This is a genomic window from Bacteroides sp. 90-K9/2 (genome assembly GCF_047310725.1).
GTDB classification, from domain to species: Bacteria; Bacteroidota; Bacteroidia; order Bacteroidales; family Bacteroidaceae; genus Bacteroides; species Bacteroides vicugnae.
Map to the genome: position 1 here is coordinate 312,995 of NZ_JBCGVL010000001.1, position 15,928 is coordinate 328,922.

8 protein-coding genes and 1 tRNA gene are annotated in these 15,928 nt (G+C 40.0%); 4 read left to right on the forward strand and 5 right to left on the reverse strand.

The features are described 5' to 3' along the window. The first annotated feature begins 23 nt into the window (after nt 1–23). The 3 genes from AAHJ11_RS01100 to AAHJ11_RS01110 all read left to right on the forward strand — a co-directional run bounded on the left by AAHJ11_RS01100 (nt 24) and on the right by AAHJ11_RS01110 (nt 5,158). Complete coding sequence (locus AAHJ11_RS01100; protein WP_320974659.1) at nt 24–1,238, forward strand: glycosyltransferase family 2 protein; 1,215 nt, start codon at nt 24–26, stop codon at nt 1,236–1,238. A 72-nt stretch (nt 1,239–1,310) separates the two neighbouring features. Continuing rightward, nucleotides 1,311–3,980, forward strand: a complete 2,670-nt coding sequence (locus tag AAHJ11_RS01105) for an ATP-binding protein (RefSeq protein ID WP_320974658.1) — start codon at nt 1,311–1,313, stop codon at nt 3,978–3,980. A gap of 77 nt (nt 3,981–4,057) precedes the next feature. Continuing rightward, nucleotides 4,058–5,158, forward strand: a complete 1,101-nt coding sequence (locus AAHJ11_RS01110; RefSeq protein WP_320974657.1) for an endonuclease/exonuclease/phosphatase family protein — start codon at nt 4,058–4,060, stop codon at nt 5,156–5,158. A 353-nt stretch (nt 5,159–5,511) separates the two neighbouring features. Here the strand turns inward: AAHJ11_RS01110 and AAHJ11_RS01115 are convergent, their stop codons facing one another. The 3 genes from AAHJ11_RS01115 to ettA all read right to left on the reverse strand — a co-directional run bounded on the left by AAHJ11_RS01115 (nt 5,512) and on the right by ettA (nt 12,588). Further along, on the reverse strand, nt 5,512–7,071 hold the full coding sequence (locus tag AAHJ11_RS01115; protein ID WP_258980425.1) for a hypothetical protein: 1,560 nt from the start codon (nt 7,069–7,071) through the stop codon (nt 5,512–5,514). Nucleotides 7,072–7,374: 303 nt separating this feature from the next. Then, nucleotides 7,375–10,680 carry a TonB-dependent receptor domain-containing protein gene (locus tag AAHJ11_RS01120; protein WP_320975298.1) on the reverse strand — a complete coding sequence of 1,102 codons (3,306 nt, stop codon included), beginning with the start codon at nt 10,678–10,680 and terminating at the stop codon, nt 7,375–7,377. A gap of 216 nt (nt 10,681–10,896) precedes the next feature. Then, on the reverse strand, nt 10,897–12,588 hold the full coding sequence (ettA, locus tag AAHJ11_RS01125) for an energy-dependent translational throttle protein EttA (protein WP_148367308.1): 1,692 nt from the start codon (nt 12,586–12,588) through the stop codon (nt 10,897–10,899). 120 nt (nt 12,589–12,708) lie between these two features. Here ettA and AAHJ11_RS01130 point away from each other — a divergent pair. Next, nucleotides 12,709–12,781 (forward strand) — tRNA-Lys (locus AAHJ11_RS01130). A 112-nt stretch (nt 12,782–12,893) separates the two neighbouring features. Here the strand turns inward: AAHJ11_RS01130 and AAHJ11_RS01135 are convergent. Beyond that, nucleotides 12,894–13,844: a helix-turn-helix domain-containing GNAT family N-acetyltransferase gene (locus tag AAHJ11_RS01135; protein ID WP_298047014.1), complete on the reverse strand. Its 951-nt coding sequence runs from the start codon at nt 13,842–13,844 to the stop codon at nt 12,894–12,896. Between the two features lie 126 nt (nt 13,845–13,970). Beyond that, entirely contained in the window at nt 13,971–15,842 is a 1,872-nt protein-coding gene (locus AAHJ11_RS01140) for a PAS domain-containing sensor histidine kinase (protein ID WP_320975306.1), read from the reverse strand. Between the last annotated feature and the right edge of the window lie 86 nt (nt 15,843–15,928).

Below are 15,928 nucleotides of genomic sequence, written 5' to 3' on the forward strand. Positions count from 1 at the left end.
ACTCTAATAAAGAATATACAACTATGAACGAAACCATTGCCCTCTGCCTTGAAATTATTTTCTGGCTTGCCCTGTTCATTGTGTTCTACACCTATCTGGGCTACGGAATTGTGCTTTACGTTCTCGTTAAGTTGAAAGAGCTTTTCGTGAAGCCTGTAAAGCGTTCGTTACCAGCATCGGACGCAGACCTGCCGGAAATTACCCTCTTCATTACGGCATTCAACGAAGAAGATGTAGTGGACGAGAAGATGGAAAACAGTCTTGAGCTGGATTATCCTGCGGACAAGCTGCACATCGTATGGGTGACGGACGGAAGCGATGACGGTACGAACGAACGACTGCAGACGCGTTGGCAGGGAAAAGCAACCGTACATTTCCAACCGCTCCGGCAAGGTAAGACGGCTGCAATGACACGTGGAATGACGTTGGTGGACACTCCGCTCGTTGTTTTTACGGATGCCAACACGATGGTGAACCGGGAGGCAATACGGGAAATCGTGCTTGCTTTCCAGGATCCGAAAGTGGGCTGCGTGGCTGGTGAAAAACGGATTGCCGTGCAGACTAAAGACGGGGCGGCTGCCGGTGGTGAAGGTATTTACTGGAAATACGAATCAACCCTAAAAGCACTTGATGCACGGCTCTACTCTGCTGTAGGAGCAGCAGGCGAACTGTTTGCCGTGCGTAACGAGCTGTTCGAAGCTATGGAACCGGATACGTTGCTCGACGATTTTATTCTTTCGCTCCGGATCACAATGAAAGGTTACACCATTGCTTATTGCACCAATGCTTACGCTATCGAAAGCGGTTCGGCAGATATGCGCGAAGAAGAAAAGCGAAAAGTGCGCATTGCTGCGGGAGGATTGCAGTCTATCTGGCGGCTTCGTCCGTTGCTGAATCCTTTCCGATACGGGCTACTTAGCTTTCAATATACGTCGCACCGGGTATTGCGGTGGTCTATTACTCCGTTCCTGCTGTTTGCCCTCTTCCCGCTGAATATTGCGATTCTGCTGTTGGGTGGTTCCACGATATTTTACGGAGTGCTGCTTGCCATGCAGGTTCTTTTTTACGGGTTGGGATATTGGGGATATTACCTGTCTACGAAACAGATAAAAAACAAGCTGCTTTTTATCCCCTACTACTTTTTATTTATGAATGTCAATGTATTGAAAGGCATCCGATATCTGAAGAAGAAAAAAGGAAACGGAGCCTGGGAAAAAGCAAAGCGTGCTGAAAAGTAAAAACAAACGCTATTATCTTTTGTTATCCTTAATTATAAGACATAAGTCTCTATCATCTAATAAAAAACAGACATGGACAGAATATTACATGATGCGAATAACGCACAAAGAATACTGAAACTGACAGCAGACACAATGCTATTGGTTGACAGGCATGGCGTCTGCGTAGACATTGAACCTCATTGTGATCTGTGGTTCCTGCAAGAAAACATTCTTTTAGGAAAAAATATATTTGAGCTTTTACCGGAATATACAAAAGAGAGGGTGATGCCCATCTTTCAGACTGTGCTCGAAGAGCAACGAAGCATCAGCAAGAACTTCAAGTTGGTACTGAAAGACGAAACTTTTTATTTCAAATGTCTCATGTTTCCTTATGACGGCATGGTGCTTTGCCAATATCGTGACATCACGCAAAGAAGTAACGTAAAAAGACAGCTGGAACAGGCGAATCTCACCCTGCGGGCCATCCAAAAGGTAGCCCAGATAGGACAATGGACGTACAATACGAACCAGAATATTTTCCACTATTTGGGATATACGGGTGTCCTGTGTGAGGAAAGTGTGCAAAACCTTGCCATTGAAAAATATGTGGAACTGATTGTAGAAGAAGACCGACAAAGCTTCAGGGAATGGTATCAGCTAAACGAGAAAAAACTCAATATGGAAAGTATCAGCTACCGCATCCGCCTGAACGGGGAAATCTTCTATATACGCATCCAGACTTATCTGCGTGAACAGCTTTCCGACGGTAGTTTCAACATCGAAGGATATATCCAGAACATCACGGACATACAGCTTCGTAGAAATGACATCAATACGCTGACACATGCCATCAACAACGCCAGAGAGAGCATCTTTGCCGCCAAGCCCGACGGCACGATCATCTTCGCCAACCGTCGTTTCCTGCACAATCACGGCATTTCCGAAAACGAGGATATCAGTCAATTAAAGATTTACAATGTCGCCGCAGATATGCCTACGAAAGAGGCTTGGAACGAACGTTGCAAAGATGTCATACACGGTGGCAGCAGCAACTTTGTGGCGCATCATCCGTCAAAAATCAATAAAGATATATTGGCTTACGAAGGTACGATGTACAACGTCACCAATGACTCCGGAGAAGAAAGTTACTGGTCGTTTGCACATGATATCTCCGAGCGAATCCGGTACGAAGCCCAAATCAAACGGCTTAACCAAATCATGGACACGACTATCAACAATCTCCCTGCCGGAATTGTAGTGAAGGAAATCAACAACGACTTCCGATACATCTACCGGAACCGGGAAGCTAACAACCGTGATCTCTATAAGAACGATCCTATCGGAAAGAATGATTTCGATTTCTACCCGCCTATCGTAGCCGAGAAGAAAAGACAGGAGGATATCCAAGTGGCCACCACCGGAAAAGGGCTGCACTGGACCATTGAAGGAAAGGACAGAAACGGAAACCAGATTATCCTCGACAAACGGAAAATCCGGGTGGACGGTGACGAATTGTCTTCGCCTATCATCGTCAGCATCGAATGGGACATCACGGAACTGGAAATAATAAAACGGGAACTTCAATCGTCGAAAGAGAAAGCGGAAATGTCTGATAGCCTGAAATCGGCCTTCCTCGCCAACATGAGCCATGAAATACGTACGCCGCTGAATGCTATTGTAGGCTTCTCGCATCTCATTGCCGAAAGCGAGGATGCGGAGGAACGAAAGACGTACTATAACATCGTAAACGCGAACAACGAACGTCTCCTACAACTTATCAACGAGATTCTCGACCTCTCGAAAATTGAATCGGGGACTATTGAGTTTTCTTTCGGACCTGCCAGTCTACATAATCTCTGCCGGGAAGTACACGATGCTCACATATTCCGTACTCCACAGGGAGTGAGTCTTGTCTATGAGCCTTCGGACGAGAGTCTGGTGGTTGAAACGGACAAGAATCGGGTATTCCAGGTGATTTCGAATCTGATTGGGAATGCTGTTAAGTTTACGAAAGAAGGAAGTATCAGTTATGGTTATAAGCTGGTGGATAACCAGATTGTTTTCCACGTAACAGATACCGGAACGGGAATTGAGCCGGAGAAAGTGGGTCGTGTGTTCGAACGTTTTGCCAAGCTGAACAACCATGCACAGGGCACTGGGTTGGGATTATCTATCTGTAAGTCTATCGTTGAACGTCTCGGGGGCAAGATTTCCGTCAGCTCCGAATTTGGTAAGGGAACGACGTTTACATTTACTTTGCCGTATACGGTTGCAAAATCTGTAAATGCAGATTCGGAGAAAGAGAATGGTGAAGGAAACAGTGAAGGGATAGAATCTACCGGCAAAGCTGATGATTCGAGTAATCAAAGTGCAGAGAATGAAAAGGCAAAAGGTGCACGACGTCTCTGTATTCTGGTAGCGGAAGATACGGACAGTAATTTCGAACTACTGGAAGCAATTCTATATAAAGACTACCGTCTTATACGTGCACATGACGGAATGGAGGTTGTCACGATGTTCGATGAGGTGAAACCCGATCTTATCCTGATGGATATCAAGATGCCGAATTTGGATGGATTGGAGGCTACGAAGATCATTCGGGAACTGTCTGCCACTGTGCCTATCATTGCTCAAAGTGCCTTTGCCTATGAGCAGGACCGGAAAGCGGCGAAGGAGGCCGGATGCAACGATTTTATAGCTAAACCGATAGCGGATGATAAGCTGAAAGCTATGATTCATAAATGGCTGTCGCCTCCGTAAAAGGGCACATATTGTAGAGTACATATTATATAGAAAACGATTTAATAGTGATATAATTACCCAATAATTCAGATTAGATGAAAGCCTTTTACAGACTGTTTTATTACATATCCATCGTGCTGACCAGTATTTTGGCAGGAGTTACCATTGCGGGCGCCTTCGTAGGTAATACCGCACCGGATAGTTTCAAATTTATGCCTTTCATCGGTTTGATATTACCGATACTTTTGTTGGCTAATCTTGCTTCTGTCATTTACTGGACGATCCGTTGGCGGTGTTGGGTTTTCATCCCTCTGATTGCTATATTTAGTAACTGGAGCTATATTAGTTGTGTGATTCAATCTCCTTTTTTCAGCCCGGCTTCGGCTCCAATGGTCAAAATGAACGCGTATACTCCTGGTGTTCTAACTGTTGCTACTTACAACGTTGATGCTTTTAATCATGAGCATACCGGTTATTCATGCAAAGAGATAGCCTCTTACATGAGAAATCTGCAAGCAGATATTCTCTGTTTTCAGGAGTTTGGCATTAACGATGAGTTTGGTGTAGACAGTATAGCTGCGGTTCTTTCTGATTGGCCGTATCATTTTATTCCTATTTCTCCCGAGGGAAAACATTTGTTGCAGCTGGCTGTTTTCAGCCGCTACCCCATCAAGGAGGAGAATCTTATCGTCTATCCTGATTCGAAAAATTGCAGTCTCTGGTGTGATATTGAGATTAATGGCCGTACTATCCGCCTGTTCAACAATCATCTCCAAACAACGGAAGTGAGCCAGAACAAGCGCAAACTGGAAAAGGGACTCCGCACGGATGATTCTCAAAGGGTGGAACGTGCTGCTTTGGGATTGATTGACGGATTGCATGAGAATTTCCAGAAACGTGCCGCACAAGCTGATATCCTAAAACAACTGATAGCTGCCTCCCCCTATCCTACTATCGTCTGCGGTGACTTTAACTCTCTGCCGTCTTCGTATGTTTATCACACTGTAAAAGGTGATAAGTTGCAGGATGGTTTTCAGACGAGCGGCCATGGGTATATGTATACTTTCAAGTTTTTCAAGCATCTGTTAAGAATCGACTATATTCTCCATTCACCGGAACTGAATAGTACGGATTACTTCTCTCCGGATCTTAATTATAGCGATCATAATCCGGTGGTGATGAGGGTGAAGTTATAATTTACATATAAAAAACAATCATATTATAGTATAAGTAGAAAAAACTTACGACTACAAGTTTTTGCAATCATTTATAAAATTCAATAAGATACCTTCTCAAAAGAATACCATTTATTTTTACTAACTTCCAAGAGAGCTACATACTAAAGTATGAATCTAAAATTTAAAAGACATAATAAATGAAGGACAAAGACTATAAAAGGCTACTCTTTATCCTTCAAATTATAGAAAAAATTCCTAGCACAATAAGTTTAAATAAAACAGAAAAAGGATAGATAGGAATATTTAATTTAATTCTTTCCGCCTTTAATTTTTACTATTCTCGCTATAAAATGCTATATTCATCAATATTGCTAACATCCAATATATGTATCTCCTTCTAACGTCATTGCAAATGATTTCATTATAATAGACGAAGGAGCGCCATTCTTTGGCGATACTTTTATAGTAAAACGTAAAACTGGATCTTCCTTAAGAAACCATGAATTACCTAAATCATCAAAACGTGCACTAAGAACTGTTAAAGGATTCACCTCACCATTCCATAGTATATCCTGCCTCACTATTTCAACATCTGCAAGATTATCCACTTCAGGATTTATTACCAGCAAATCAGAATAATCAAATCTTGTCGGTAATATATAATAAATTCTATAAGAAAACATTGTATCTCCATAAGGTCCTTCAAATTCAGAACGTTCACATTCTGGATAAACAGTATATATAGGTTTTTTAACCATATTAAAAACACCCAAATTTTTATTATATAATGGTATATAACCAACAGCATCAGAAGATATTTTCGTGCCTGGTATCCAAAATGTCATAGGAGTAGAAGGGAATGCTCCTCCTTCTCTGCCAGTTCCAGTTAATGTCATATTGACCTTCATTGTCATGCTTATTGGAGTCTCAGTACTTCCCCCACCAATAATAGCACTAAGTAACTTTATAGCAGCACTAGGCAAATCTCCTCCTGCAGCAGACAATGCACTTGATATTCCTTTTGATAAGTCTTTAAAAATAGATTTACCTAATCCTAATTTATTCTCTCCTGTATCTGCATTTATTGTATTATGAGTAATAAAATCTTGTCCAATCCCAGCAAGTACTCCTGTACCTACTACCTTTCCAACACCAATTAATGGAGTGAATAAATCAGGTCCAGATACTCCTCCTATTATGCCATTCAATTTACCGACTGCTGTTCCACCTAACTCCACTTCTTGAATATTATAATAATTTAAGTTCCAATTTAATTGAGCTTCATTATATGGAACATTCATTAAATTGGGATCAAAAGCCATTTCATATTGCATCATATACCATCTATTTGCAGCTAAAGGTAATGAACCATCAAATGGAGCTGGTTGTATTTGTACATAATGAGTATTTATTTTATCAACATCAACCACTTCTTGCCCTAAAAAGCTTAATAAACTAGTTGTATGATTAGAAACAACAGAAATTCCATCTTGGATATATGAAGAGGTAGTAACAAATGGGGTTGTTAAATATAAATATACACGCATTATTCCTCGGTACTTATTATAAAGTATAAAATAAGGATTTACCAAAGGAGCAGTTACATTCGAATCGAATGTATTATACAATAATTCCCATCCATCAAAAGACTTTCTATCGTTAAGAACGTCAAGTCCATAACTCCCAGCCAAACTTCCTTGCCCTATCCAAGGGACAGGAATTCGAGACTGCATTGAAGGAGTAGGCATCCAATCTATATTTTCCCAATCAAATGAAGGAGTCGGCACAGCTCGTGTTTGAACATTCGTCGCATTAACGTTATCATTAAACTCTTCGAATTCATTGTCACTACAACTACCAACAGAGAAACCTATAAAAAGGCTTAGAACGAACAAATAAATAAAATACAAAGGACTAACAATTGCTTTCATTATGTTCTAGTTTAAAGTTAATGACTTGATATGAAAAACAAAATGTCGATTGAATACGACAATAGAGAGAGGTTTTTATATTTCCATAGGCTATTTGTTTATGTGTCTTTCAAATATAAGGAATAAAACTGACAGCACAAAGATAAAAGCAACTTATTTTAAAACATAGACATATAATATACATGTAAATAATAAACTCGGCAACAGATCTATATATATACTCCACTTTATTCTTATAATATAAAGAAAGCCGAACAATTAAAAGATTGCCCGGCTTTCTTTATTATGATATTTAAACTACTATTAATTGAAAATATAACGTACACTAAACTGTACTGAATAAGTAGATTTAAAGCTTTGGAAATCACGATAAGTACTTGTCAGCGTCTCACCAGCATTCTTATTCATAGTGAATTCTCCATTTTTATATTGCAACAAGCTAGAATTGATTACTTGCTTATAAAGTCCCCAGCTATTATTCAACAAGTTAGGAAGATTTTTGATATCAACTCCTACTTGCAACAAGTTTCGCTTACCACCAACGTTTAAATAGAAGTCTTGATTCAATTTAAAGTCAACCTGATGATGCCATGGCATAACAGCTCCACCTCTTTCAGCATATTTACCTTTGCGATTCTTCAGATATTTATCTTGGTTAATATAATTCCAGAAATCATCTCTTTGTTGTGTAGCAGGATAAGAAGCAGCATCACTAAACTTCCAGTTATCCAATTCTTCACGCGTTGCAGGAATATACAATAAGCTATTTGCACCCGCATCACCAACAACATTACCAGAGAAAGTATATGAGTAACGGCTATATCCCCATGTTCCGGCATATCCCATCTGCATTCCTTCATATAATAAAGAAACACTGGTTGCAAAATGCTTACCATATTCTTTCTTATAACCAACTGTAGCCAAAATACGGTCAGGAGCTACATAAGTGCCATAACCCAATTCGTGTTCATTAATACCATTTACTGAATAAGTATTAGTTTTATAAGCAGAAGTTACCTGGTCACCAATACCATCGCTATATGAACGAGATTTTGAATGTGTATAAGCAAATGATAAATCTAAACCAAAATCAAAGTTCTTACGCAATTGAGCTGAAATTGAATAGTAATATGCACCTTTTTTCCAATTTTCTAAAAGATAAACATTCTGACCTTTATTATATATCTTATATGTATCACGAACGTCATTTGGAGAAAGAGTTAATTTTGCATCTTGTACCTCATAACCACGATTAGTTATCACAACAGGATTATAATCACGACTGTAAATTCCTTCTAATGTAAAATTAATATCACCCGGCAATCTCATATCAAGGGCTAATGAAGTCTTCCAAGTAGAAGGCATCTTCAAATCTTTATCAATAATGGTAGGGTCTTTAGGAAGCTCTACTTTTGAATGTGACTGACCGCCATAGAGATCTTTCAATATCTCATCACGATTTGCATGGAAGCCTGGTTTGTATTGAGCAGTAGCAGCATCCGTATAATAATAAGTAGTTTGTCCCACGCCTGAATTTCCCACAGCAGAAATCAACCATACGAAAGGCATACGCCCAACAAATAGACCTGTACCACCACGAAGAACATACTTACGGTCTCCTGTTATATCCCAATTAAAACCAACACGCGGCGACACAGATACTTTCGCACTCGGAAGTTGATCTGTAGAATAATGCTGACCACCAAAATCTAATTTGGCAAACTCTTCATTATAATTATTCTTTAAAGAAGGATAAGTTGGCAATTCAAAACGAAGTCCACCTGTTACTTTAAAGTTTTCTGAAACAGAGATTTCATCTTGCAAATACAAAGAATATTGTTGGAATTTCAATTCTGCAAGGAATTGAGACATATCAGGTGAATTTGAGTGGGTTATAGCAAAAGCGTATGGGGTTTTATTATTTACAAAATCACTCCAAGTTGAATAAACATAGTAACCAGCACCTCCTAGCATATAACCATTAATAGCTTTCGTATGCTCATATTGGAAACCAGCCATAAACTTATTAATACCTACATTCCAGTTGAACTCATCTGTAATAGTGAATACTTTTGTCTGACGCAGATTACCTGCAGTAAAAAGGTCTGCGCCAAAATTAGCATATACGGCACCATCTTGTAATATATCAACAGTTGGGAAAAGAGGGCCATCAAATGAACGAGGCTCATCTTGATAGGAATATGCAAAACGCAACATATTATTCATTGCTCCTTGAGCCATACGCGAGTTCCATTCACCTGCAACAGAAGTAAAATCACGCACTTGATAATAGTTGGAATTAGAAAAACTTAATGCATATTTAGATGTGCGTCCCTGTCCTGAAGCAATGTCACCAACAGGCTTACCATCTATAACTTCATTAGATTTACCTCCTGGATAAAGATCTGACGAATACAATGGATTGGTTGAACTAGTAGGGAAGTTAGAATCTTTAGTATGCGTTCTGGTAAAGCGGAAACTAACCTTATTATCTTGATTGGCATTCCAGTCAATACGAGCCATAATACGATAAGCAGGAGTATCCGTTGAATAATCATTATACTTTCCTGGATCAAAATCGTATTTTTTTAATAAGAAACTGCGTATGTCATCCATATCACTTTGAAGAGGGCGATGTACATTACCACTGCTATAGCTTTCTCCAAGTGCAGTACGAGGACGATAACTTGATCCCGCAGTTACATTGTCTTCATATTCTCCATTCACAAAAAAGAACAACTTATCTTTTATAATCGGACCACCAAAGCTTGCGCCATAAGTATAATATTGAGCTTTGGAGCGTAAAAGTTCATAATCATCAACCTTGCTTCCTTTTAGATTCTCATTATTAAAATACATATAGGCAGTTCCACGGAATTGATTATCTCCTGAACGGGTTACTGCATTAATTGCACCTCCTGTAAAACCACTCTGACGAACGTCGAACGGAGTTACAGCCACTGTAACTTGTTCCAAAGCATCCAAAGAAATTGGAGACCCGTTAGCCGGAAGATTACCTCCTAATCCGAATGTATTATTAAAAGCAGCACCATCAACTGTGACAAATGACTGACGATAGTTACCACCACCTACTGCAAAACCGTTACCAACATCAGCACCTTGTGGAGAAAGACGCATGATATCGCTGATACTACGAGAAATAGTCGGAGTACTATTAATCATATCACGATTGGCATTCATAATAGCACCTGCTCTGTCAGACTTCATATTACTCTCTTTAGAAGCAGTCACTACTACTTCGTCCAACAGTTCTGAACTCTCTTTTAAAGAAACATTTAAAACATAATTCTCTCCCAGCAAAAGATTAATTCCCTTGTAAATTGCTGTTTGATAACCAACATAAGAAATTTCTACTTTGTAAGGGCCGCCGGTACGCATACCGTGCAGATTAAATTGACCACTGACGTTAGTCACTGTACCATAACGAGTGCCTGATGGTTCGTGAACCGCAACGACTGTTGCTCCAATGATTGGTTCATCTTGTGCGGTCACTTTACCACTCATCGTGGCTGTTGTAACCTGCGCGCTCATCGTGACAGCAATAAACAACATTACTAGCACTAAGAAAGATCGCATTCTCTTTAACATAAATGTAGTTGATTAGTTAATATAAATTGTTTGCTTTTAAAAACTGTGCACAAATATAATTAATAATATTTAGAACTACATTACGATTATACTACAATTTTTTAAGAGAGATAAACGTTTTACTACCTTATAAAATGATAAAGGCTCTACAATATTTGCAGAGCCTTTTATTTTGAAACAGAAAGCATTAGAAATGCTTCAATCTATTACTTTATACTAGTCAGTCATTAACTTTCTATAACGAACACGCTTCGGCTCTTCATTTCCCAAACGTTTCATTTTATTTTCTTCGTATTCTGAATAAGACCCTTCGAAGTAGAATACATTGGAGTCTCCTTCAAAAGCCAGAATGTGTGTACAAATACGGTCGAGGAACCAACGGTCATGCGAGATAACTACGGCACAGCCGGCAAAATCTTCCAGACCTTCTTCCAAAGCACGCAGTGTGTTTACGTCAATATCATTGGTAGGCTCATCGAGCAACAGTACATTGCCTTCTTCTTTCAAAGCCATCGCCAAGTGTAAACGGTTTCTTTCACCACCGGACAGTACACCGCAAAGTTTTTCCTGATCGCCTCCGGAGAAATTGAAACGGGAAAGGTATGCACGCGCATTGATGTCACGTCCTCCCATGCGGATCAACTCATTGCCACCGGAAATTATCTGGTAAACACTCTTATTCGGATCAATGTCTCTGTGTTGCTGGTCTACATACGCCACCTTTACAGTCTCTCCTACTTCAAATTCTCCTTTATCTACTGTCTCCAATCCCATAATCAGACGGAACAGTGTCGTCTTTCCCGCACCATTGGGACCGATCACACCGACAATACCATTAGGAGGAAGCATAAAGTTCAAATCGTCAAACAATAGTTTATCGCCGTATGCTTTGGCCACCTGTTTCGCTTCAATGACTTTATTACCCAAACGCGGACCATTCGGAATGAAGATTTCAAGTTTTTCCTCTTTCTCTTTCACGTCTTCATTCAGCAACTTGTCATAAGAGTTAAGACGTGCCTTACCCTTTGCCTGACGGGCTTTCGGAGCCATGCGCACCCATTCCAACTCACGTTCCAGTGTTTTGCGACGTTTGCTGACGGTCTTTTCTTCCATTTCCATGCGTTTTGTCTTCTGTTCCAGCCAGGAAGAGTAGTTACCTTTCCAGGGAATACCTTCACCACGGTCCAGTTCAAGAATCCATCCGGCTACATGATCGAGGAAGTAACGGTCGTGCGTCACGGCAATAACCGTACCTTCATATTGCTGAAGATGTTGTTCCAACCAGTCGATAGATTCTGCATCCAAGTGGTTGGTAGGTTCGTCCAGCAAGAGCACATCCGGTTTCTGCAACAACAAACGACATAAAGCTACCCGGCGACGTTCACCTCCGGACAGGTTTTCTACCGGCTGATCTTCAGGCGGACAACGGAGAGCATCCATCGCACGCTCCAGTTTGCTATCCAGATTCCATGCATCAGTCGCATCAATGATATCTTGCAGTTCGCCCTGACGAGCAAAAAGAGCATCCATCTTATCCTGATCCTCGTAGTACTCCGGTAAACCGAACTTCTGATTGATTTCTTCGTATTCTGTCAGTGCGTCAACAATGGGTTGCACACCTTCCATTACTACTTCTTTTACTGTCTTTGTGTTGTCTAAATAAGGTTCCTGTGCCAGGTAACCCACGGAATATCCCGGAGAGAACACCACTTCTCCCTGATAGGATTTCTCCAAACCGGCGATGATCTTCAATAACGTTGATTTACCGGAACCGTTCAAACCGATAATACCGATTTTCGCTCCATAGAAAAACGACAGGTAAATGTCTTTCAGCACATTCTTATTGGGGGTGAAAGCCTTGCTCACTCCCACCATCGAGAAGATAATTTTTTTATCGTCAGCAGCCATATGTATGATTATATATTGTTGATAATGGCACAAAGATAAGAAAAATGTTTGAATTCTTTTGGAGTTATAAAAAAATGTTCTACCTTTGCACCCGCATTCGAAAGAAAGCACTGAAGGACCGATTCGCTAGCTCAGCAGGTAGAGCACAACACTTTTAATGTTGGGGTCCTGGGTTCGAGCCCCAGGCGGATCACTGAAACACAGAACAGAAAAAGATAACTCCTACAATATCAAGGTATTGCAGGAGTTTTTTTTATATTATATCCGTAACCAATAATCACTATCATATTTTCTAAAAATGATAGTCACACTTTTCTCTGCAACTCTTTCACCATATGAAAAGGTGCGTCCTGATAAAGCCCTGACTTATCTAATGCACTACTTATATGCTTATATCCGCATTTTTCATACATAGCAACAGCATTTCCAAACTCGTGATATGAAACAATATACATATGTGTATATCCTGCCTTTATTGCTCGTTGTTCTATTAGTTGCAGTAGACGTTTTCCAATTCCTTTTCCCCTAAGTTCCGGTTTAAAATGGAATTTTGACAATTCAGCATACTCTTGGGGCAGGCCTTTAGTTGGATAAAAGCCGGCACCACCCAATATTACACCGTCACATTCAACCACCCAATATTCTGCATTTTTTATATTAAAAGTCTGAAACATCATATCTGTATGTGGATCATCATAAAATGTACCGACTTTAGGAGCGTCATGTTCTTCAACTGAAGCACGAAGTACACAAGCAATTGAAGTATTATCTTCTTTCTCTATTGGACGTATAACAATGGGCGCAACCTTCTTAACTGCAAGATTTGTTTCCTTTTCGTTCATTGTATTATAAATGAAGTCCATACTATTTATTATCTTTTGCAGTTGGTTATCATTCAGGTGTGCAAAAATTTCCTCCACAGATTGATTAGCGGCAGCATTTAAGCGATGATAAATTTCACATCCTTTTTGTGTGAGATTTATCAGCCCCATGCGACTATCTCTTTCTGTTCCTTTTCGACATATATACCCTTTTTGTTCCAGTTGTTTTAATAAACGGGAGAGCAAACCTTTATCCATGTTTAACTCACTGGATATATCTTTGGAACTTCTATCAGGGTGCAAATAAACATCCTGAATAATGCGAACCTCGGGAAGTCCAAATTCACTTTCTAAATAATACTTATTAAGTACGCCTAACAACTTTGTATAGAACCTATTAAAGGCTCTTATACTATTCAAATGTTCCTGTTTCATGGCGCAAAGATACGCCCTTTAGTTGACTTTGTCAACTAAAGGAAGAAATATATTATTTATCACAAACTTTCATGGCAACAGTCATGAACAAAGGGGATCTTTCTTTTTTATATTTTCCCAATATACTTATTCAACAGGCATAGAATGGCACGGTAATTCGATTACAAAAGTAGTACCTGTTCCCAGTTGGGAATCTACTATTATCCGTCCGTTCATCTTTTCGACAATCAACTTACAGATGGATAAGCCCAAACCTGCCCCTTGAGCAAAAGAGTCCAACTTCTCAAACCTTTCGAATATCTTTTCAAGCATATTCTGCGGAATACCCCGGCCGGTATCTTTAACACCGATTCGGACAAGCTGCCGGTCTACCTCATAGAAGACTTCCACATATCCGGTGGTGGTGTTCTTTAAGGCATTCGAGAGGAAGTTTCTCAATATCAGCTTAATGCGCGGCCTATCCAGTTCCGCCAAAGAATCATGCTCCGGATAGTGGGTCAGGAGTTCAACACCGGAGGGTACTTGATGAATGTGCTCCGCTACACTCTCGTCAAGAAGTTCGGTAAGATTGACCCAATCCGGATGCAGTTCCAGATAACCGGACTCTATCTTAGAAAGATCAATCACATTATTAATCAGATCAAGCAGAAGTTTGTTGTTATGACTGATCTGGGAATTATAAAATTCTTTTTCCGCCGCATTTTCCGTACTGCCCAACAGACTTGAGAATCCAATAATGGCATTTAAAGGAGTACGGATCTCGTGGCTCATATTAGCCAGGAAAGCAGACTTTAAACGATCGGATGCCTCGGCTTTATCACGTGCTTTGACAAGCATTTCTTCTGTTTTTTTTAGCTCTGTAATATCATAATTAATGCTGATAATTTCAATCATCCGGTCTTGCGGAGCGTATCTCTTTACTAACAGATTGACATACGTCCATGTGCATGTGCCGTCCTCCCTAAGGATACGCATCTCTTTACCTAGTTTGACAGCAAGTCCCTTTCGTGCATTGTCCAGAAACTGAATCAGCAGGGCACGGTCGTCGGGATGAAAATGCCGGTATGTACCAAGAATCTCGGATAACGGAGTTCCATCCGATTCACCCACATTTCTGTACCAGTTTTTTTGGGCATAGCCGTGTCCATTCAAAACATTAAAGTGAGCATAACCGACCTTGGCATAATCGCCAACCAGTTCGAAAAACTCCTCAAACTCCTGTATTTTATTATAGGCTATGGTTGTTTCTGTCTTATCTGCATTAATCAACAAATAATTGATCGGTTGGCATTTGCTATCATATAATGTAGTCACTTTAGTCACCAAATCAATCGTGCCTTCCTTTCGGGAGCTCTGATAATAGGTTCCGACTTTCGAGAAGTCATAACGAAAAGTAAAGTCGGCATCCTCATACATCTTCAACCGTTCTTTCATCTCCTTCGGGAAAATTGGGTTCTCGAAAATATTGATACCCAAGATGTCTTCTTTCTTCTCCACATGAAACATCTCCAATTCCCTATCGTTCAAATCCACCAACGTCCCATCCATATCATACAACTCGATACCAATGGGTAAATGCTTGAAAATGTTATATAAGAGACGTTCACTGTATTGCAAGGCCTGATAAGCAGATGCCATATCAGGACCATCCTGCACTTCGGCTATTCCATAAACAATTTCATTTCCGTCTTCGTCTGTTTCTCGAAAGCAAATCTTACTGCGTATCCAAACGGCTCCTTTTACTGTATCGAGCAAATATACCGTTTCCGGTCTTTGATGCACACCAAAAGAATGAACAGTTGTAGGAGGTTGCTCTTCTTTCAGAATACGTTTATTGAAATCTTCAAAACTGATCATTCCGGTCTGATCCAGACCTAACAACTCCAATATAAGTTCAGAACATTCATAACTTGCAGTTGATAAATTGGCTTTCCACCACCCCATGTTAGCGTTAGCCATCAACTGCGAGAAAAAAGTAAAATCTTGTAGTCTATTCATAACGCTATTTATCATTTTAATATTTTTCGGGCGCAAAAATAGATATTACCGCCAAACCGGACTTTCAAAAAGATACTTTTTTAGCA